We start from the raw sequence: 19968 nt of genomic DNA, 5'->3' as shown, positions 1-19968 counted from the left end.
CGCCGAGCCGCTTGCATCAGGTGCAAGAGAATGCGTAATGAAGCGAAAATCGCCAGCGGTTTGGAGCGAAGCGACAGGAAGCCGCGGAGAGAAAAACCAGCGGCGAGGCCGGCTTGCGCGCCGAGCCGCTTGCATCAGGTGCAAGAGAATGCGTAATGAAGCGAAAATCGCCAGCGGTTTGGAGCGAAGCGACAGGAAAAAAGAGGGCAGCGGATGGATTCCACTGCCCTTGCCGATATCACCCTCGCGTTGGGAGAAGGAGCTGAAAGAACTGCCAGCAAGCTCTCAGGCCCGGTCTCCGGAATTACCGGTGCTTGGAGCCTGAGGATGAGTTCGACGAACTTCTGTTGCCGCTACTGTGGCCGCCTCCAGTGCTGCGTGGAGCCGAACCGCCGCGCGGAGCGCTGCCGCCCCGCGGACCCGCGGAGGGAGGAGGCATGCTGCGTCCACCGCGCGCCTGCGGCATGCGTGACGACGCCGGAGGAACATTCATGGGCCGGCCACTGACTTGCGGCCGCGGCGATGACGCCGGCGGAGGACCATTCCGCATGCCTTCATTCCGTGGAGTCACAATGGGCCGGTTCAACTGCAGCGTCGGTTTGCTGGAGCCGGTGTTCTGAGGAACGCCTTGAGGAGCGCTCTGAGGAACGCTCTGGCTGGGAACCGTGGTCGGACGCGTCGCCGGCATTGAGCTACCGCTTCCGCCGGGACGACCCGCGTCGCCCGATGCAGCCCGGCCTGACGACGGTGGACCAAACTTCGTCCAGCCGCCCCGATTCTGTTCACCGGCGCCGCTGGTGCTGCCGCTGGGCGACGCGTGTCCGGTTCCCGCGGAACTGGCGGGCCGTCCGCTGTTGTTCTCGACGGGCTGCTGCTGGTGCGTGGCTGCGGGCGACTGCGCTCCGGTTGAACCGCTGGTTGCCGGAGCTTCCGATTTTCCCCTTCCTTCGGGACCTCCAGCCCTGCTTGCGATCGCCGGCTGCGTATGAGTTTCCGCGCCGCGTCCTGCTTCACCGCCACGCTGCTGCGCTTCGCCACCGCGCGACGCCGGAACCTGCGCTCCGCCGCTATGCGCCTGGACCACGCCCTGCACCTGTCTTTGCTGATCGTGGAATGCCGCCGGCCCTGCCGGAGGCTGATGTTGTGTGAAGAAGCGCTGCTGGGTCCTCGGCTGGAACCCGCCCAGCTTTGCCTGGCCGCCAGTCCGCAGACTTTCTCGCGAAGGTACCACGGGCAAGTTGGCGGTCATGGTATGGCCCTGGCGAAGATCGGTTGCGCTCACACCACGGCTGCCGCGAACGCCACGGCCAAAGTCACCCGCAGCCACGGTGGTAATTCCACCGCGCACGCGCGAGTTGGTAAGCGCCAGGCGCGTGTTGGAGATGAACGGCTGGCGTCCGCGAATGCCCAGAGGACGAATGAACCGGCCGTGGAACCCGCCGCCAAAGCCAAAGTTGATGAACGTCACGCTGCTAAAGCCGCCTCCGTACCACGGGTAGAAAGGATCAAACGGGCCGCAGGGTATCCAGCCGATGGAGCCAAAGCCAATACCAAATCCAGCGTGGCGTCCAAAGCCGATGAAGGTTACAAACGCCGGCGACCAGTAAGGACGATAGTGCGCATACACCGGTCCCGGCCACCACACCCAGACTCCGCCGGAGAGGAACCAGCGTCCGTAGTGATACGGCGCCCAGCCCCAAGGCTCATAAGAAACCCAAGTCCATCCGTAATACGGTTCCCAAACCCAGCGGCCGTCCTGATACGGCGCCCAATTCGCTTGCTGATAAGGCTGCCACACCCAGCCGTAGCCCGGGACAAAGACCCAGCGGCCGTGGCCATCAAGATCTTGCGCGCCCGCGTAATACGGGTTGGTGCGACGCAAGCCGTCCGCGTTGCGGATATTGCGGTCGCGATCTTTGTTGAAGCGGTCCCAATCGTCGCTGCCCGGAGCGTTGGTGACTTTGTATTCCGGATTGTCAACGTCGCGGATGGTGATCATCTCGCCTTCATGCACCGTGGTGCTGCCCTGCGGCGTGGTGATCTCCGCTTCGCCTTCGCGCACGATCACTTCCGACTCTTCCGCGGAATTTACCTGAATGCGATATCGTCCCTGGCGCAGCGGATGCACGGCCACGTTGGGCGTATCAATCTCCACGTCGGCTTCATTGCCTTTGAATACGCTGTAGTTGACGTAGCCTTCGCCGACTTGTACCTGGATGCGGCTGTGCGTGAGGTCGGCAATCTTGGCCTGGCTGTGGGCGGAGAGGCGGAGAATGTTGGCGAAGTCGAGCTGAATTTCCGCGCGTGAGCGGTCGCCCGTAGCGACGATGTCACCGCGCACCAGCGGCGTGTTCAGCGTGGCCGCCGACCACTCAGCGTTGTCGGCGCGCTGCATGGAGAGGTCGCCGTGAATCATGCTGACGCGGGCCGCGGCCGGCTGCTTGGCGCTGGCCTTGGGATCGGCAGCTTGCGGGTCTTCTCCTTGTCCTTGTGCGTCGCCTTGCGCGTCGTTACTCTGCAGATCAGTATTTTGTACGTCGGTTTGCAGGTCGGTGTCCGGCGCGCTCGACTGTGGATAGTTCAGATGCGGGACGTTCTTGCCGCCAGACTGCCGCGCCGCCGGCGACCCGTTACCCTGATCTTGCGGCTGCGCTTGGGCTTGTGGCGGCGGAGCGGGCGGCTCCTGGGCTTGGTTTTGAGGCACGGGCGCTTGCTGCTGGCTGGGCGGACGCGACCCGCTGTCCTGATCTGGCGTGCTTTGCGCCGCAGCGGCGCCGATCAACCACACCGCCGACATCCATAGAACCACTAAGAATCGTGTCACTTTGGTTTTCATTGCATGGCCTCTTGTTTCCCGAGCTCCGCGGGGATCCCAACTTCTCATCAACCTTGCCTCCAAACGCATGACTTCAAGACTCTTGCCTGGAGACAAGTGCACGTCCGCTGCCAATAGCAACACTCGGCAAGCCAATTTGTTTCAGTGGGTTACAAAACTTTACGGGTGAGGATTTCGGACGGGTGGTGGTTTTCAGCCAGGGCGATTGGTGGATTTGGGCCGGGGGACGACTCTCGTGTGGCACCGCCGCCCTCGGCTGTAAGGGTTTGTGATTTCCAATCGCCAATTTTGGCATTTCTGGCAATTCTGGCAATCTTTTCACCATCCCCTCCCCTCCCCGTTCATCCCCGGAAAATATAGACTTACACGATTCATCCCCGGGGGTACTTTTTCCACTCACGGCGATCACGCGCGATGTCGGCGATCACGGCGATGGGTGCGTTTCGCACCCCCGCCCCCTGAGGCGAACCCATTTTACCGCGTTTCCAATAGCGAATCAATTAAGAAGTAGTACATCTTGACAACCGAGCTTCGGAAAGCTGTTCATTTTCGCGCAGATGTTTCTTCCCTTTGGCTGATTGCTGAATGCTGAGTGCTCGTCGCGAGGCGAGAGGGATACATCATCGAATCCCACCCTTCGCAAAAACCGCGAAGGATGGACTACCCGCGCGCGGGGTGCGGGACAGAAAAAGAATAGCGGAAGCCTGGGCCACCTGCTCGAATACTAGCCGTTTACAACGCTCGATTCATCGTTCTCAGCTCGATATGATTTGGGACCGCCAACTGATACGAACTTGCATCCCTGGGCCGTGACCGTTTATCGAGCAAGGCTAATGCGCCTGCCGAAATCGGATGAAATGGTTTATTCTAACGGTTGCGGAGGCGGGTTTGCACCGGGTGCAGTCCTTGCCGTTTTCGCCCAGGAATTCATGCCTTCAACTGCACTTGACTACATCACGGTTCGAGGCTTTAAGAGCATCGCCTCGATCGAGAAGCTGCCGCTAAAGTCCGTCAACATTTTGATCGGCTCGAATGGCTCGGGAAAATCCAATTTTATTGGAGTTTTTTCCTTTCTTCACGCCATCCGAGAAGGCCGATTAAAAGACTATGTGATCGAGGCGGGGGGAGCCGAAAAAGTACTGCACTTCGGTTCGAAGACAACGAGACAAGTTTACATTCACCTTTCCTTTCTGGATGAGGTCAATCAATACGATCTTACGCTTTCTCCGACGCAGGATGATGGCCTATATCCGTCTTTAGAAACAGCGTATTTCTGGGATAAGAGTCGAGGCTTTAAACATCCGTACGACACTCCATTGACGTCCCGCGAGCAGGGTCGAGAGGCTGGCATCAGTGATCCGCAACTCACAAGAACGGCCAGTTGGGTGCGTCTACGCCTCGGCGGGTGGCGACTGTACCACGTGCACGACACAAGTATGTCTTCGCCAATGCGAAAAACAGCGAAAGTGGACGACAATCGGTATCTCCGTCCTGATGGATCAAATCTCGCCGCTTTTCTCTACTACCTCCAAGAAAAGCACCAAACAGAGTACAGCCTGATTCGGCGGACAGTGCAGCGGGTTACGCCCTTCTTCGACGACTTCAAGCTGCAACCTTCTAAGCTGAAGCCCGACGACATCAAACTCGAATGGACGCACAAGAACTCGGATCAATACTTTGACGCGTCGTCGCTTTCAGACGGCACACTTAGGTTTATTGCCCTCACTACTCTCTTTCTCCAGCCGAAGCAGTATCTTCCGTCTGTGATCCTCGTTGATGAGCCGGAATTGGGATTACACCCGTACGCCATCGAAATGCTGGCATCCCTCATACGGCATGCATCAGAGAGCAGGCAAGTGATTGCGTCTACTCAGTCATCCCTCCTGTTGGATCACTTTGATCCCGAAGACGTACTGGTTGCTAATCGAGTGGAGGGCGGTACGCAGATAACGCGTCTGGAGCCCGCTCAATTGAAAGACTGGCTCGAGGACTACAGCTTAGGCCAGCTTTGGGAAAAGAACGAATTTGCGGGGAGGCCGCTTCCCGAATAACTATGCCCCGTTTGCTAATCCATGTGGAGGGTCAAACCGAAGAGGATTTCGTAAATGTCGTGCTTCGAGATTACTTGATGCACGTGGGGTACGAGTCTGTTAGTGCGAGGATACTTGGCAATGCTCGCCTGCGCCGACTGCGGGGCGGAATTCGCCCATGGCCGCCTGTGAAAAAGGACATAATCAACCACTTGCGACAGGATCATGGGTGTCTAGCAACTACCATGGTCGATTATTACGGTCTCCCTAAAGAGGGCAACGGGGGATGGCCAGGACGCGAAGAAGCAACGCACGTGGCATCAAATGAGAAAGCAGCGCACGTGCAAAAAGCCCTACTAGATGATTTCCTCAGCGACACTGAGGCCCAGATCAATCCAAATCGTTTTATCCCGTTTGTCGTCATGCATGAATTCGAGGGGCTACTTTTTAGTGATTGTGCTGCATTTGCTCGCGGCATCGGGAGAACAGACTTGCAACCGGCTTTTCAACAGATTCGAGATGATTTTCAGTCTCCTGAAGACATAAACGACTCTCCTGTGACTAGTCCGTCGAAGAGGATTGAAGCACTCGTGCCAAGCTACGAGAAACCTCTATTCGGTATCCTTGCTGCTCTGGAAATCGGTCTAGACAGAATTCGGGCACAGTGCCTCCATTTTGACACCTGGATTGAATCGCTCGAAGCGCGGGTTCGATAAGACCCTGAGTGTTGCCTTGGCAGACGGGCATTCAGTTTTGGCGGTAAATTCTGGATCCAAAGGATTTCGCTCGTGATTGACGATATTTCCACACAACTTCGGACACTACTTTCAGGGCTACAAGTAGAAGCGGACCGACTATTGGTGATTCATGAAGTGTATGACATCTTGAGCTACGGCTGGTCAGACCACGATACCCCAGATTCGGAACATATCGGGCATGCGATGTGGCAAACCAGTCCGCCATTCGAGCCGGAATGGGGAGCCTTTTTCAGTGGGAACAAGGTCAGGTACGTACCGACAGATAGAGACGAGGTCCTTATTCGTAACAGTGAGGATTTCGCCGGGACCATGATCTTCGCCCGCAGATCAATAGGCATGGCGCTCTGTTATTTCGCCCTAATTGACTCCAACGAGAGCATGAGCGATAACCAGGAGTTCTGGCATGAATATTCAACAGCGTTGCAATGGCTCAATATTGCCTCTGATCGCCTTCGAGATTTTTTCTTGATGGCCAGATTCGGACAGAACAAAGGGCAGTATCTGAGGCAAAGCTCTCTGCCGCGCGGCCAACGTGGAGCGTATGCCGCGCCGTTCCAAGAATCTCTGGATACGGCAACTGACGACAATCGCCAGCTTTTGAATAAACTCCTAGCGGTCACTACCGCAACCCAAAGCTATCGAGATTTGAGGAACGCCCTGGTTCATGAGGTCGCGACGAGGACTGCTCAGCAGAGCATCAATGTTCTGGTTGAACAACGCAGGCTTGCAGCGCAGGGGCCGCGCACTTATGCCCCCGAAAAACACGTAGGCGGAGACGCTGCGACTAAGATGGCGGCCGAAGCTTATAGTCAAATCAGTTCTGCAGTAGAGAGTTTGGAGCTCTGGTACAAGAATCTGGTCGATTCAAGCAGTTTGGTTTTTGAATTTGAATACTTCAATAGAAGAACAAAGAACCCCTAGTTTCGATTCTTGAGGAGACGTAGATCCTTGCCAGAGACAAAACAGATGGGTTCGATTTGCGTAACAAAGACGCCGCCGTACTGCTGGAGCTTTTCATATTGTTAGATTGGTTGGCGGGTGGCCCACCGTTCCCCGCTTTTTCTCTCCTCTAGCATACTCGCGGGTGCCCCATCCTTTTGCGCAGGCTGGCCTTTGCTTTTTCAGCTGAAGCAAAAGGATGGGAGATCATCCTTTCGCCGGCCGCCCCTGTTCTTCGTGTTGTTTCTCGAATTCAGTTGAACCTCAACGTGCGGATCAAACTTTAGGCAACGGCGTGATCTCATATCCCACCCTTTCCCGGAAGCTGATAAACCAACGGCCAGCTTCCAGGAAAGGATGGGGCACCCTCGCTTATTTGTGAGGGACAGAAAAAGCTCAAAGGCTGGGTTACCCGTCCGATTCTCCATGCGCCTCCCCCTCCTCGTTCATCCGCCGTCTTCGCCTGCCGGTTTAACGCTCCCAACGATATATTTTTTGTAACAGGTAACCTATCCCTGACACTAACAATCCAGACCGATGGCAAATCAATCTGTACAACGCCGCTTCCGCGGGTCGAGACGGTACTCGACTTCAGCGTGAGCCGGAACCGCAGGAGGCTTAGATCGCTATGAATCTACTTGAATTTTGGTATCTCTGGGCCGTCTCTTCTTTTTCCATCCTCGGAGAACACACCGCAGGTCCGTTTCCTCCGGGAACAAATGTCTATGCAACCATCTCTCTCTCGTTCATAGACACGCTGTTTTCCGGTAATTCGCCCGATCCTACCTTCGTCGCTGCCGCTCAGATATCCTGGTTCACAACTTATCTTCCTGCCGGTTCGGAGTCGGACCGGCAGGATCTTCCGTTCGGCCAGAGCACGGCCGTTATTCAGAACGTCGCCAGAATCAATTTCCAGCTTTCTGTTCAACGGGCTTTTGCATTCGCCCATATGAATGTGTTTAGCATTTAGGAGTAAAGAAATGAAAACTCACATCGCTTACGATACGCGTTCGGGCCAGATCATCAGCGTCCACCGCGGCCCTGCCGATGCGGCCCATGCGCAACAGCGGGCCCATGAGCGCAGCAAAATTGCGCGTGAACACCTGGCTGCCATTGAAGTGCAATCTGACGCCATGCAACCGGGGAAGCTCTATAAGATAGACCCCCAACGCAAGGCCCTGGTGGAAGTCGCAGCGGGCGAAAAGGGCAGTGGGTTCGGCGGCGGTACCGGCCGAAAATACTGACACTTCTCTCGCCCCAAGGCAGCGTATCCGAAAGAGCCGGTATGGGGCACCCTCGCGTATTTGTGAGGGACAGAAAAAACCCAAAGGACGGGCTACGTCCGCGTGATCGGAAACCCTCAAACCACGGAGGGCACAGAGAAACACGGAGGCCGGTTGATAGAATCCTTTCATGCCCAAACTTCATGCTTCTCGACGCGCTCTCAGATATGGCGCCGCCGCTCTTGTATTCCTGGCGTGGATTGGTTGCAGCAAGGCGCCTCCTGACTTTGAGCTAAAGCTGGAAGCGCCGGGGGCCGGCGACTTTACGCAATACAAGTTGGTGGTGGACGGAGTGCCGAGGGGGCCGGTGGCGTCCACGCTGCCGTATCAGTTGGTCGCGCACGGGCGCCGCGGCGATAAGCCCAAAGACATGCTGCCGCACGTGGAAGCCAGCGTGCTCTCTGTGTGCGGATGGCAGCCGGCGAAGGTGGAGATGAGTCCGCCGAGCGAACATGAGATCGAGCAGGCCCGCAAGGAGAAACGCAGCGTCCCTTTGACCATCTACCTGGATTCCGACAAGACTTTTTGGCAGCAGGTGACGGCGCTGGTGGACAACCGCGGCGGCGCGGCTCTTCGGCTGGCGGTGGGCGAATACGAGCAGCCGGTGGCGGCGGGTGAAGCCGGCAAGGTCCTTTTTCCCTATACGCCGCATTGCGACCAGGCCAGGGATTTGCGCCTGAACGGAGAGACTATCGGCAAGATTGAGGAAGACCCTAACACGCCGGGCACGGCGCTTCCCCTGCTGCTGGACACCAGCGGCGCGCATTGCTATCGCTACGAATGGGCGACCTACAGCAATTTTCCGGCGATGCCCGGCGGCAGCGGCCACCGGATATACAAAGCGCAACGGCTAAGAACGCTCACCAGCAACGTGAATTACTTTCTGTTTCCGCTGCCCGGTGTGCAGTATTCGAGCCAGACGATCGAGTGGAAGAGCGCGTTGAATGACATCGCGTGCAAGAACGCGAAGTAGGTTGGTGCGGGAAGCTAGCAGACGCCAGGCGTCCGAATCGTCGTCGGCGGGTTATCGGCGGGACGATCGGCGGGGCATGAGCGGGGCGGTCGGCGGATATTCGGCGGGTCATCGGCGGGAAAACTTATCCTGGTGACGCGGGTTTCATTCTTCGGGTTTTATCCCATCGGAACCGCTCCAGTAATCTTGACCCACTTGCCAAACCGGGCCATGATTTGGGGGCGGGCCGGACACCAAAGGAGGGTGTCTCTCTAATGAAGAAAGTTCTGATCACACTTTTTGCGCTGGCTGTGATGCTGTACGTTGCTCCAGCGGCCCACGCCCAACGCGGCTGGGTTTACCTGGGACAGGCCCACGTGGACGGCCAGCATGACCACGACAACATTGAAGTCGGCGCCAATGCCGGACGCTATCGCGGCATACAGCTGCGCGTGAACAACGGGCCCATCGAATTCGACCACGTGGTGGTCCACTACGGCAATGGCGAACCGGAGACACTGCAGGTGCGTCAGGTTATCCGCGCCGGCGGCCGCAGCCGCGTTATCCCGCTGCAGGGCGACCGCATCGTACAGAGCCTGGAACTGTGGTACTCCAAGGCCAACCCGGCGTCGGGCAAACCGGAAGTCAATCTCTGGGGACGACGCTAGAAGTGCTTTTGAGCTGACAACGGCGAATTGCCAACAGACGGTTCGCTCAGCGACTCAGCAAGACTTGTCCCCGGCATGCGCAGAGCGTGCTGGGGATTTGTGTTTCGCAACGTCGAAGAACTCGTGCTGGCGAATTTAAGAGTGAAGTCCGCAGAATCCCGGCTTCAGGTCGTTCCTGCGCAGATCATTCTGGCGCGGTTTCGGCCACCAGGCGGGCGACGGCCTGCTTCACCATTTCCCGCTGGGCTTCCCGGATGAGCCGTGCGGCTTCCCTGTTCAGGTCGTCCTGCTTGCGGGTGGTCTTCGTCTTGGCGGCGTTGGTGGCGTTTCCGGCCCGGGATCTCGCTGCCTTTTTCCTGGGCGCCTTCTTCTTGGGCATCTGCTCTCTCTTGAACCTCTAATTCTGGGGGCTTGCTGGAATGATTACACAAACCGGGCCAAATCGGGGGAAACGAAAGACCATGCCGCACCGGTCCTCTCTCTCATCGAGGGGCACGCGGCAAAGGGTCGTCAAAAGGAACGGCCGGCAGTGTCAGCTGCCAGCCGTTTCGGATGATCATATTGCGGTAGGTCGTGCGTTCTTTAGCGACGCCAGCTTACCGACGTCCGCCATGATCGCCCCTGCCGCCGCCGCGTGAATCACCACCGCCGTGTGACGCACGGCCACCATGTGATCCGCCACCGTTGCCGCCGCTGCGAACGCCACGGCCGCCGTCGCCGCGTGATCCACCGTTGCCGCCGCGGAATTCACGACCGCCTCCGCCGCTGCGCGACCCACGATTGCCATCGCTTCGGAAGCCACGACCGGCCTCGCCTCGGAACGATCGACCAGCGTCGCCACGAAAGGACCGGCCAGCGTCGCCACGGAATGATTGTCCGCCACGAACGCCGTTGAAGTTGCGGAACCCGCGATCACGGAACCCGTCGCCACGGAAGCGCTCGCGATCATAGATCCGGCCGCCGCCGCGGAAGTGATTAAATCCGCCGTGGAACCCGAAGCCACGGTTCACGTAGAAGGGCCGGTAGAACCCGGGATGCGTGTAGTAGAAGTTGTACCAGGGGCCGGCGCCGATGAAGATGCCGTCCACGAAGTATTCAGGGCCCCAGTAGCCATAGGGTGCGCACGCGAACGGATAATCGGGATAAAACCCGTACTCGCACACCGGGGGCGCATTGTAAACGCCGTAACTCGGGCCAATCTGGACTCCAACGGCCACTTGCGCCTGGGAGTATGCTGCGGGCAGCGCTAGAGCAGCCAGCAGAACGAGATATTTTAGATGTCGCACTTTGGGACCTCCTGACAAATACCTTTTTGACGTCACCGCGAACTTTGACGGGTCGCAAGAATCAAATTCTGAGAGACCAGTCGCCGTAACCCGGCACGGTTGAATCCTTACTGAGTGCGAACACCAAATCCTGGCAATGGTTGTGCGCAATGCCATTTCCCTACAACTCTTTGCCCGGCGTTAACGTATCTTTACGGATCCTCGCTCAGACGCCATAAGCCGGACTTCCGCTACACTTACGCCCAGGCACATTGCACAAGGAGAGCAGCAACCAGCATGGAAGATAACAAGCGTCGTTTGATGTGGCACGGCATGTTCCTGTTCTTATTGGGACTGCTCACCGGCTTTGTCGAAACCAAGTTCGCCAACCCGCGCATGGGGCTCGCCGCTCATCTGGAAGGCGTGATGAACGGGACCTTCCTGGTCGCGCTGGGCGCCGTGTGGACGGAAGTACGACTCGCCCCGCGGCTCAAGGTCACCGCCTACTGGAGCGCGCTGTACGCCACGTACGTCAACTGGGCAGTCACCACGCTGGGGGCGGTCCTGGGGACGGCGGCCCTTTCGCCCATCACCTCAGCCGGCCACAGCGCAGTGCCCTGGCAGGAAGGACTGGTGACGGGGCTGTTCATGAGCGTCGGACTGGCCTGCGTTGGGTCAACGTTGCTGTTTCTCTGGGGACTGCGCAAGTCGGCGGCGGCGTGACGTGTCGCCGGACATCCAATTCCCGTGTGGCACCGCCGCCCTCGGCGGTGTTTCTTCCTTTGCGACCTCTGCGTCCTCTGCGGTGAATCTTGCTTTGCCGTGGAATCGTTGTCTCCACGACGTGCCATCCCGAACCGAAGCACACACATCGCCTTCTACCATCGAGGGTCTCCTGTGCGAAAGTGAGGGATCTGCTCTGCTGCTGCAAAGGCGAAACAATATTCGTGAACGCAGAGACCAGCGGAGCCGATTCCTCGGCCTCACAACAAGCCGGACGGAAGAGTGAAGGCATAATCAGTTCGGCCTCGGAATGACACGTCGTAATTTGGAATGCTGATAGTCTTCCACGAGACAATTGTCAGGGCACGACTTGAGCGGCTTAGGCCGGAGTGAGCATGCGAACGACGGACTGCGAAGTCGTGCCGTAAGGCGCGCGATAGAGACATGTCCTTGCTGCCGTAGGCCCGGGGCCCCCATGCACGCGCTTCGCGTGGCGGGGTGGAGATCAGCGCGGAGCAACGCGGAGCGCGCTAGAAGAAGACGAGTCGCAGGCGTAGCGACAGCAAGGAACCCGCAGCGGCTGAAGCCGAAATTTCTTTGCGCTCTTGCGGCACGAGTGAACCTCGTGCCCTGATACGAACCTTGGTTTGGTTGCTGCTGAATGCTTCTTTCCCGAATCCCACCCAGCGAACATTTCGTCAGCGGAGCGGAGCCGTCACTATGTGCAGCCTGTCGTTCTTGACAGTCACAAAAAGGAAACCGTCTCGACGTGAAAAACACACGTTGTTGTTACCAGTCTCCTCCGTCGGCTCAAACAAGCCCAATGGCTCACCGCTGGAAGCGTTCACAACCAGGTATCGAAAAATGGCTTCCGATTTCCTTTGTTTCCCGAACGATATTGCGACCAAGCCTTCCGAGTATTGCAGGGCAACGGCTGAGAACTCCGGATCCGGTTTAGTGAACGGGATTTTTTTTTGAATGACTCCCGATGCGGAAATCACCAGCACCTTGTCAGGGGTGAGCAAGTAAACATTCCCGTCCCGTCCAATGGTTGCTCCACCTTCCGGTATATATGCTGGCGGCCGGTCCAGTTTTATATCTCCCACGCCAGACAGGTCCAATTTTCGCAGCAATTTTCCCGAGGCTTGGAACACTCCCATGTACCTCTTGCCCCTTAAATCGGGCGGGGCACTAGGCCTGTAGTGTCCGGAGAACAGGAGTGTACCGTTGGGAAACACGGCAATGTTGTCTCCTCTCACTTGCTCCGTCAGTTCCAACTGAGAATGGCTGGTGACATTGCCGTCGCCATCGAAATCAAACCGGACCGAATGGCCTTGCTCGTTCTCGACGAGTACCGTTACGTTGCCGTCCGGCGTAACGGAGAAATCGGTGAAGGCCGTGGATTGGGCAAATTCATCCGGCAGTTTATAAAGGGTACTCTCCGTACCGGAAAACGAAGTCCGCAAGATCACGGTGTTTCTGTAGGAACCGGTCGCCAGGTGTTCATAAATCGACGAGTTATCATCACACTGCGGTTGGCCGAAAGTTCCATAGGAAGGGACCTCCAGCTTCTTGATGGAAGAAGCCTTGAGCGGCCTGGGCGAAAGCTGCAGAGATGCATCCTGCGCCGCAAGGCCGCTCATCAATAACGCCAATAACACGAATAGCATCTAGTTGCCGATGCCTCTCTGGGGCTGAGCGAGCCGGGCTCTGTTCGTCCTGGCAAGCCACTTCTCAAATGCATCGCTATTATTGTTACAAGTAACCGCCCCTATTTGAGGCTCCTTGGCCGAAAGACCTTCGATGTTGCTTCTGAACAAGTCTGAGCCAGAAAGGACTCTGGACTTGGGGCCGCCTGGGATGCAACCTGTTGCACTTCCAACTGCACAACTGCTCCCGCAGAAATTAAAGGACCCAAGGTCCTGACAACCCTGGCCGCCAAAAGTTCCTTGGCATACGTTGACGAAAATCACGGTACCGTTGCAAGGGCAAGTCCTCCTTGTGCTTACAAGATCGGAATGCGTGCAGACCTGACCCCATGCGCTAACCCCAAAGAACAACACAAGAACTAAAAGTGATCGCATATCACTAACCTCACTTTCTGGGTATATATTGCAATATCGCAGCAAGTCTCCGCAGATTGTTCTATAGATATTTTTGTTGTGGGTAGTTCCATTCTGGAACTACCGTCGGGTCGCCCATTCCTGTGCGGAGAGCGAGGTTGCGCCGGGGTTGCGCAATCTCGAGCGGAGCAAAGGGTGGGAGATAATTACTCGCCGATCATTCACCGGCCCTTCTTCTCCGCCCCGGTTGGCGAGCGCTGCTTTACTTTGCGAAATGACCTCTGGCGACTGACTTGATTTGAGATCCCACCCGCCAAAAGTCTTTTCTGAAAACTTAAAAGACTTGATGGACAATTGCCGCTTGTTGTGCCGCACCTACGGCGCTCGCCATTTTTCAACATGCTTACCCAGGGCTTACGCGCCTGGGCTAGGCTGTTCCGCCCCTCCGGGGCTGGCGCATCCAAGAGGAGCCGGCCCATATCCTCAGAATAATGGCAAAGATTTTCAGTTGACAGCCGAATAAATCTGTCATAGGGTATTGACATAATGAGTCAATACTCGACACGCGAAGCTGCCCGAATGCTTGGACTGGATTGGAGAACGATCCAGCGGTATATCGCCGCCAAGAAGATACCTGTTCCACCCGTGCAAACGCTCGGTGGCGGGAAATATCGCGTGTGGACGGAGCGGGATGTCGAGAAGGTCCGCAAGCTTCTGCCCAAGATCGCCAACGGCAGGAAAACCCGATACAAGAAGAAGCAATCAGCAGTCAGCACTCAGCAATCAGCTGAACAAAAAGCACAGGCAAGAGTGCCTGTGCCACACAAGCAACGCAAGCCCAAGAAGAAGTAAGCACAAAAGCAGATTCCTCACCGCTTAAAAGCGGTTCGGAATGACAACCTAACGGGCGGCGCCCGGTGTTCGAAGCACCGAACGCGCCCTAACCAAGTCGCCCCCAAGGAGGGCAAAATGGCTGCTATTGAAAGTAAACGCTCCGTCCGCTCGGCGCAACCCCGCAAGAAGCACTCCGCAATCAGTACTCAGCATCCAGCCCCGAAACACCGCAACCCGAAAAAGCCAAACTCCAAAGGACCGAAACCAAAGAAACGGGAGAGGCTCCCGGCCTCCCTGCGGTTCACTGAGACCAAACGCGGCAAGACCACCATCCGCCGCTTTCGCGGACGCGCCTTCTACCGCTTCGGCGAATTCAACGGCAAGACCGTAGACTTTGTCGAGGTCTTCACCGCTGGCGAGTACCATGCAATTGACGTCCGCTTTCAGGACAAAACCGCGCTCCATTTCATCATCGATCCTGGCTTCACCCTGGAAACCGAGCACGTTGACTGGAAGACCGGCGACTGGCGTCCCATCAAGCGCTGGCCCCTGATCCACAGCGAAACCCTCCGGGTTCGGAAGGCTTAAGTTCCCTTCTCAGGGACAAAACCCGTCCTTTTGGTGTCCTTGAGCGGCCTGTGAGGGCCGCTCTTTCCGTCCCTGCTGAGAGCGCTGGGCCAGGGTGCGCGAAAACGAACCATGTCTTATTTCGCAATTGATTCGCTGGTAGAAACGCGCTATGATGATGTGCGCCTCAGGGTGCGAAAGAACCGAGATCATTGAAAACAAGCAGCTAGCGGCTGGCAGCTAGCCACTAGCCAAAAACCTCAAGAGCGGTGTTTACCGCAAAGGGCGCTAAGGCCGCGAAGAACCAACGGGATAGGCCGGAAATATACTAAGTGGTAAACAGTTGGGTGACCGTTGGGTCGAATGCAATAACCCTTGTGTTTGCAGCGCGGACATGTAGGGAGGGGTGGGGGGGGCGAAGAGATTGCCAAAATTGCCGAGAATTGCCAAAAATTGGCGATTGAAAACCGCAAAGCCTCACCGCCGAAGGCCCCTCCACACCAACAAGCCGAAGTCGGGCTTGCTGGGGACGCCGGGCGGTGCCACACGGGTATCGTCAGGTCAGGATCACTCGCCTTCGTCAGGCACACCAAGCTTTGACAGCCTATACCGCAGCGCATTCCTCGACAGTCCCAGCAGACGCGCGGCCTGGCTCTTGTTGCCGTTGGCCCGGCGGAGAGCTTCGCGGACCATCTCGTCCTCCCACTGTTCCAGCGTCATGCCTTCGGGCAGAAAGGCGTTGCCGGTACCGCTGGCGGGCTTGGGCTGGCCGGCGTCCAGGTAGATGTCATTCACGTCCAGCAGCGCGCCGTCTTGCGCCGACGCGCTTTGCGCCGAGCCGCCTTGTGATTGTGTTGAGGCGTTTTGAGTAGACGCTTCTTGTGTGGCGGCATTTTTTGAAGACACATGGGAAAGCGCCACCGCACGCTCAATGGTGTTCTCCAGTTGGCGGACGTTCCCCGGCCAGTGGTACGCGGCCAGTTTCTCCAGGGCCGCGGGCGTGATCCCGCGAATGGCCTTCCCGTTGTCGCGCGCGTAGCGTTCCAGAAAGTGCGTCACCAGCTCGGGGATGTCTTCTTTGCGTTCGCGCAGCGGAGGAATATCAATGGGCACCACGTTGAGGCGGTAGTAAAGGTCTTCGCGGAAAGTTCCTTGCTCCAGGGCGGCGCGCAGGTCGCGATTGGTCGCCGCCAGCAGCCGGACGTCAACCTTGAGCGTCCTGGTCCCGCCCAGGCGCTCGAACTCGCGCTCCTGCAGGACGCGCAGCAGCTTCACCTGGATGGGCGCGGGCACGTCGCCGATTTCGTCCAGGAAGAGCGTGCCTTTGTCGGCGAGTTCGAATTTGCCCGGCTTGCTGGCCAGCGCTCCGGTGAACGCACCTTTTTCGAAGCCGAACAGCTCGCTTTCAAAAAGCGTGTCCGGAATGGCCGTGCTGTTGACCTTGATGAACGGCCCCGCGGCGCGGCGCGAATTCTGGTGGATGGCTCGGGCGATCAGGTCTTTGCCTACGCCGCTCTCGCCGCCCAGCAGCACAGTCGAGTTGGTGGGCGCCACGCGTTCTACCAGCGCCAGCACTTCCTGCATCTTGGCGCTACGGGCAACAATGTTCTGAAAGCGGTAGCGGTGGCCCAGAGCTTCTTTGAGCGTGCGGTTTTCGTCGCGCACCTTCTGGACGTCAAGCTCTTTGTTCACCACCAGCTTCATCTCGGCCATGGTGAAGGGCTTGAGCACGTAGTCGCTGGCGCCGGCCTTCATGGCTTCCACGGCGGTTTCGACGGTGCCGTAGGCGGTCATGACGATAATAGGAATTCCCGAGTTCATGCGCTTGGCCTCTTGCAGAAATTCCAGGCCATTCATGCCGGGCAGCTTGAGGTCAGTGACGATCAGGCCGATGGTTTCTTTGCGCAGGAGCTTCAATCCGGTTTCCGCGTCCGCCGCCGTGTGGACGGTGTGGCCGTCTTCGCCCAGGCTGATCTCCAGCAGGCGGCGCATACGGGGTTCGTCTTCGACGATGAGGATGTTGGTCATGATTTCAGGAGTCATGATTTCAGGAGTCAGCGTGTCCAGATGCGGACTCGCTCTGCCCGGTTGCTTGTCCGCTGACAGACGCCAGCGTTGTTCCGGTTGCTTGGTCGGCGACGGTGGCGGTCATCGCTCCGGTTGCCGCACCGGCAACGGGGCCGCTGACAGGCCCGACCGCAGGTCCGGTCACAGGAATGACAACCCGGAAACACGCGCCCGGTTGCTGTTGCCGGGCGATCAACTGAACGGAGCCGCCGTGCGCGTCAATGATTTTGGAAACAATCGCCAGCCCCAGTCCAACGCCATCTTTCTTGGTGGTGACAAACGGGTTGAAGATCTGCTCTTTCATGTCGGCAGGAACGCCTGGGCCGCTGTCTTCAATCTCCACCACCACTTGATCGTGTCCGTTCGACTCCGCCGGACGGATCCTGATCTGCAGTTCGCCGCCCGCTTCGCCCATCGCCTGGCAGGCATTGAGCACCAGATTCAGGAACGCCTGCTCACAAAGGCCTTCGTCCAGCATGACGTCCGGCAGGTTGGGAGCGTAGTCGCGAACAATCTTCACCGCCGACGTGGCGCCCTGCTCTTCCGCGGCCTTGATGCTCTTCTCCACCACCTCCGGCACTTGCGCTGGACGCAGGTCCAGCTGCGACGGCCGGGCAAAATCCAGAAAGCGGCTGACCAGCGCGCTCACGCGGTTGACTTCCGTGTAAATGTAGCCGGAAAGCTCTTTGGCCAGCGCGTCACCGGAGCCAAGCTTCTGGTTGAGGATTTCCGCCGAGCCTTTGATCACGCCCAGCGGATTGCGGATCTCATGCGCCAGCCCAGCGGAAAGCTGGCCCAACGCCGCCAGCCGTTCGGCGCGACGCGCCTCCTCCTGCGCGCGCTGCAGGTTGCGATTGGCCTCCGCCAGGGTTTGCGAGAGCAACTGGTGTCGTCGCACTTGAATGCGGTATTCGATGACGAAGCGGTTCATGGTCATCGCCACCAGAAAGAAGAACAGGATGCGGATCATCAGTTCGCTGGCGCCTTGCCAATCCAGGCGAAAATCCACCAGCGCGGGAATGAGAAACGATACATACGCGGCCGAGCTGGCGGTGGTCCACAGCAGCGTCCCCAGCGGGCCGAAGTACATGGCGGCGGTCATCACCGGCAGCAGGAAGATGGGCCAATAACTGCTGCTGATGGCCAGGTCGCGCGTGTGGTCGAGCAGCGCCGTGGCCAGGACCATTTTGAGCAGGACGGCCTCCACGCGCCCGCGGCGCTCGCCCACAATCTGGATGAAGCGGTCTTCCAGCAGTTGGAACACGCCAATCGCCAGCAAAATTGCTTGTTTATGGAGTTCGGCAACCGGCGGCAGGACGGCCAGGCCGGCAAGAAAAATCAACCACAGCAGGTCAACCCAAAGCGGCGTCGCGCGTTTTTCTGCCATGGCGTTTGTTGAGATGAATGTATCACAGGGACGAACGACGTCAGACTGGCGCGGCGCCCGACGATTGGCAGATTCCTTGACGCGCGCGTTGGCAATTGCCATGACCGGCCTGCTAATATCAGGTAGTCCTACGCGCCGTCTCGGCCAGAGCGGGAGTAATTCAGTGGTAGAATGCCAGCTTCCCAAGCTGGACGTCGCCGGTTCGATCCCGGTCTCCCGCTCCAAAATCTTCGCAAGAATTTTCGATGATCGTTTACTACTTGGTCGGAGTCGTAGGCTTGCTTGCCTGTTTTGCCGGAGCCGCCGGTTTGGGCGGGACTGCAGAACCCATACCTTGACCACCAGGCCCAGTGCCGGCTGCCATCTGATCGTTGGGGCCCATCATGGTGCCGTCCGCGCGGCTGATCAAATCGGAAGACTGTGTGGCCGTTTTGCCGGCAGGTTGCGTGGCGATCATGAACGGTGCAGCATTCACGTTTTGCGCGACGCCGGCGCCCGCTTGCTTATAAGGCGCGCTGGCCGTCAGCGACGAGCCGCCCGTGGCTGTGGCGTCCGCCGGGGCCGGCTGGCTGTTGTCCGAACCGATAGCGGGTGCCGGGGCTTCAACGTTTGTTTTGCCGGCCTGGTCTCTTTCGTTGGCCGCCTGTTGCCCTCCAGGACAGCCCAAAATCGCCAACAGCAGCAACGCCACGCACATCTTCAAAAAGTTCTTCAACGCCATCTCCTCGTGCAGAGTATTCCGTTTTTGAAACACGTAATCATAATATAAGAGAACCGCCGCCGCGTCAGCAGACGTTCATCACCAGACGAAAACTGGTAAGCGCTTCACAAGCCGCGAAGCACTTCAGGCACGGTCACGGACGCTGGCCCCAATCGCACGTCGTCAAAGTAGTGTGCGTTGGCCGGCCGCTCCAGTCCGGCGAAGATCGTCCTCGCCGGTTTGCGGCGCTGTTTTAGCATCGCCACAAAGCTGGCCACCGGCTGAACGGACCCGGATGTGCCGATCGCCAGAAACACGTCGCACTGTTCCAGTTCTTCATGCACGCGGTCCATTTCGTACGGCTGCTCGCCGAACCAGCAAACGTTGGGGCGCAGCAGCGCTCCGCAGACGCAAAGCGGCAGATCGCCCGCGCTGTATCCGCTGGAGTCGGCGACGGCTGGTTTACCGCATTCATCCGCACAACGGTTCTCGAACAGCTTGCCGTGGATATGCAGCACGTTCACTGACCCCGCGGCTTCGTGCAGACCGTCAACGTTCTGCGTGCACAGGAAGCAACTACCTGCCGGCCGCGACCGCTCAAACTCCGCCAGCGCCTGGTGCGCTCGGTTCGGCTTGGCATCGCGCGCCCGCTTCCTCCGCTCAGAATAATAGTCCCAGACCAAGCCGGGATCGGCGCGCCAAGCGTCAATGTTGGCCAGTTCGTAATGACTGCGTCCGCGCCAGTTGGTCCCTTGGAACACCGGAATGCCGCTTTCCGCGCTGACGCCCGCTCCGGTGAGGATGAACACTTTGCCGGATTTCTCCATTGGTTTGCTCCGCGGTGGTTTGCTCCGCCTGGTGGCCCTGCCTATAATCGTCTTATTACCGTGAGGATT

At 58.2% G+C, this 19968-nt stretch carries 18 protein-coding genes and 1 tRNA gene; 11 read left to right on the top strand and 8 right to left on the bottom strand.

Annotated elements, in window-relative coordinates; translation table 11 throughout:
- Window positions 1-304: 304 nt before the first annotated feature.
- A complete protein-coding gene (locus LAO20_06295) occupies window positions 305-2836 on the bottom strand; it encodes a FecR domain-containing protein (GenBank protein MBZ5531022.1) in 2532 nt (843 codons plus the stop codon).
- Window positions 2837-3765: 929 nt separating this feature from the next.
- On the opposite strand from LAO20_06295, the gene LAO20_06290 reads away from it, so the two are divergent.
- From LAO20_06290 to LAO20_06260, 7 genes are all read left to right on the top strand, one after another.
- A complete protein-coding gene (locus tag LAO20_06290) occupies window positions 3766-4887 on the top strand; it encodes an AAA family ATPase (protein ID MBZ5531021.1) in 1122 nt (373 codons plus the stop codon).
- Between the two features lie 2 nt (window positions 4888-4889).
- Window positions 4890-5582: a DUF4276 family protein gene (locus tag LAO20_06285; GenBank protein ID MBZ5531020.1), complete on the top strand. Its 693-nt coding sequence runs from the start codon at window positions 4890-4892 to the stop codon at window positions 5580-5582.
- A gap of 72 nt (window positions 5583-5654) precedes the next feature.
- Complete coding sequence (locus LAO20_06280) at window positions 5655-6545, top strand: hypothetical protein (GenBank protein MBZ5531019.1); 891 nt, start codon at window positions 5655-5657, stop codon at window positions 6543-6545.
- A 646-nt stretch (window positions 6546-7191) separates the two neighbouring features.
- Window positions 7192-7533, top strand: coding sequence for a hypothetical protein (locus tag LAO20_06275; GenBank protein ID MBZ5531018.1), 342 nt, complete (start codon window positions 7192-7194; stop codon window positions 7531-7533).
- Between the two features lie 10 nt (window positions 7534-7543).
- A complete protein-coding gene (locus LAO20_06270; protein ID MBZ5531017.1) occupies window positions 7544-7807 on the top strand; it encodes a hypothetical protein in 264 nt (87 codons plus the stop codon).
- A 169-nt stretch (window positions 7808-7976) separates the two neighbouring features.
- Window positions 7977-8819, top strand: a complete 843-nt coding sequence (locus LAO20_06265; protein MBZ5531016.1) for a hypothetical protein — start codon at window positions 7977-7979, stop codon at window positions 8817-8819.
- Window positions 8820-9073: 254 nt separating this feature from the next.
- On the top strand, window positions 9074-9466 hold the full coding sequence (locus LAO20_06260) for a DUF2541 family protein (GenBank protein MBZ5531015.1): 393 nt from the start codon (window positions 9074-9076) through the stop codon (window positions 9464-9466).
- Window positions 9467-9650: 184 nt separating this feature from the next.
- On the opposite strand, the gene LAO20_06255 is transcribed toward LAO20_06260, so the two are convergent.
- Together LAO20_06255 and LAO20_06250 are read right to left on the bottom strand one after the other, a co-directional pair.
- Complete coding sequence (locus LAO20_06255) at window positions 9651-9845, bottom strand: hypothetical protein (protein ID MBZ5531014.1); 195 nt, start codon at window positions 9843-9845, stop codon at window positions 9651-9653.
- Window positions 9846-10062: 217 nt separating this feature from the next.
- Window positions 10063-10752, bottom strand: coding sequence for a hypothetical protein (locus tag LAO20_06250; GenBank protein MBZ5531013.1), 690 nt, complete (start codon window positions 10750-10752; stop codon window positions 10063-10065).
- Between the two features lie 276 nt (window positions 10753-11028).
- Between LAO20_06250 and LAO20_06245 the strand changes: the two genes are divergently transcribed.
- Window positions 11029-11454 (top strand): hydrogenase, encoded by a 426-nt coding sequence (locus tag LAO20_06245; GenBank protein MBZ5531012.1) that lies wholly within the window; start codon window positions 11029-11031, stop codon window positions 11452-11454.
- Window positions 11455-12152: 698 nt separating this feature from the next.
- Here the strand turns inward: LAO20_06245 and LAO20_06240 are convergent.
- On the bottom strand, window positions 12153-13097 hold the full coding sequence (locus LAO20_06240; GenBank protein ID MBZ5531011.1) for a hypothetical protein: 945 nt from the start codon (window positions 13095-13097) through the stop codon (window positions 12153-12155).
- Window positions 13098-14096: 999 nt separating this feature from the next.
- On the opposite strand from LAO20_06240, the gene LAO20_06235 reads away from it, so the two are divergent.
- Both LAO20_06235 and LAO20_06230 read left to right on the top strand, forming a co-directional pair.
- Complete coding sequence (locus LAO20_06235) at window positions 14097-14369, top strand: hypothetical protein (GenBank protein MBZ5531010.1); 273 nt, start codon at window positions 14097-14099, stop codon at window positions 14367-14369.
- Window positions 14370-14486: 117 nt separating this feature from the next.
- A complete protein-coding gene (locus LAO20_06230; GenBank protein MBZ5531009.1) occupies window positions 14487-14939 on the top strand; it encodes a hypothetical protein in 453 nt (150 codons plus the stop codon).
- Between the two features lie 546 nt (window positions 14940-15485).
- On the opposite strand, the gene LAO20_06225 is transcribed toward LAO20_06230, so the two are convergent.
- Together LAO20_06225 and LAO20_06220 are read right to left on the bottom strand one after the other, a co-directional pair.
- Window positions 15486-16949 (bottom strand): sigma-54 dependent transcriptional regulator, encoded by a 1464-nt coding sequence (locus tag LAO20_06225; GenBank protein MBZ5531008.1) that lies wholly within the window; start codon window positions 16947-16949, stop codon window positions 15486-15488.
- 16 nt (window positions 16950-16965) lie between these two features.
- Complete coding sequence (locus LAO20_06220; protein MBZ5531007.1) at window positions 16966-18372, bottom strand: hypothetical protein; 1407 nt, start codon at window positions 18370-18372, stop codon at window positions 16966-16968.
- Window positions 18373-18521: 149 nt separating this feature from the next.
- Here LAO20_06220 and LAO20_06215 point away from each other — a divergent pair.
- Window positions 18522-18596 (top strand) — tRNA-Gly (locus LAO20_06215).
- A gap of 32 nt (window positions 18597-18628) precedes the next feature.
- Here LAO20_06215 and LAO20_06210 read toward each other — a convergent pair.
- The gene (locus LAO20_06210; GenBank protein ID MBZ5531006.1) at window positions 18629-19087 is read right to left on the bottom strand and encodes a hypothetical protein; all 459 of its coding nucleotides are present in this window, start codon (window positions 19085-19087) and stop codon (window positions 18629-18631) included.
- Window positions 19088-19197: 110 nt separating this feature from the next.
- Window positions 19198-19899 carry an NAD-dependent deacylase gene (locus tag LAO20_06205; protein ID MBZ5531005.1) on the bottom strand — a complete coding sequence of 234 codons (702 nt, stop codon included), beginning with the start codon at window positions 19897-19899 and terminating at the stop codon, window positions 19198-19200.
- Between the last annotated feature and the right edge of the window lie 69 nt (window positions 19900-19968).

This window comes from Terriglobia bacterium, from assembly GCA_020072815.1.
In the GTDB taxonomy this organism is placed as follows: Bacteria; Acidobacteriota; Terriglobia; order Terriglobales; family Acidobacteriaceae; genus Angelobacter.
This window is presented reverse-complemented; position numbering and strand designations above follow the sequence as displayed.

Bases quoted from the DNA above. Each gene is read 5' to 3' on its own strand.
- LAO20_06295 (MBZ5531022.1), bottom strand. From the start codon at position 2,836: ATGAAAACCAAAGTGACACGATTCTTAGTGGTTCTATGGATGTCGGCG.
- LAO20_06290 (MBZ5531021.1), top strand. From the start codon at position 3,766: ATGCCTTCAACTGCACTTGACTACATCACGGTTCGAGGCTTTAAGAGC.
- LAO20_06285 (MBZ5531020.1), top strand. From the start codon at position 4,890: ATGCCCCGTTTGCTAATCCATGTGGAGGGTCAAACCGAAGAGGATTTC.
- LAO20_06275 (MBZ5531018.1), top strand. From the start codon at position 7,192: ATGAATCTACTTGAATTTTGGTATCTCTGGGCCGTCTCTTCTTTTTCC.
- LAO20_06270 (MBZ5531017.1), top strand. From the start codon at position 7,544: ATGAAAACTCACATCGCTTACGATACGCGTTCGGGCCAGATCATCAGC.
- LAO20_06265 (MBZ5531016.1), top strand. From the start codon at position 7,977: ATGCCCAAACTTCATGCTTCTCGACGCGCTCTCAGATATGGCGCCGCC.
- LAO20_06260 (MBZ5531015.1), top strand. From the start codon at position 9,074: ATGAAGAAAGTTCTGATCACACTTTTTGCGCTGGCTGTGATGCTGTAC.
- LAO20_06255 (MBZ5531014.1), bottom strand. From the start codon at position 9,845: ATGCCCAAGAAGAAGGCGCCCAGGAAAAAGGCAGCGAGATCCCGGGCC.
- LAO20_06245 (MBZ5531012.1), top strand. From the start codon at position 11,029: ATGGAAGATAACAAGCGTCGTTTGATGTGGCACGGCATGTTCCTGTTC.
- LAO20_06240 (MBZ5531011.1), bottom strand. From the start codon at position 13,097: ATGAGCGGCCTTGCGGCGCAGGATGCATCTCTGCAGCTTTCGCCCAGG.
- LAO20_06235 (MBZ5531010.1), top strand. From the start codon at position 14,097: ATGCTTGGACTGGATTGGAGAACGATCCAGCGGTATATCGCCGCCAAG.
- LAO20_06230 (MBZ5531009.1), top strand. From the start codon at position 14,487: ATGGCTGCTATTGAAAGTAAACGCTCCGTCCGCTCGGCGCAACCCCGC.
- LAO20_06220 (MBZ5531007.1), bottom strand. From the start codon at position 18,372: ATGGCAGAAAAACGCGCGACGCCGCTTTGGGTTGACCTGCTGTGGTTG.
- LAO20_06205 (MBZ5531005.1), bottom strand. From the start codon at position 19,899: ATGGAGAAATCCGGCAAAGTGTTCATCCTCACCGGAGCGGGCGTCAGC.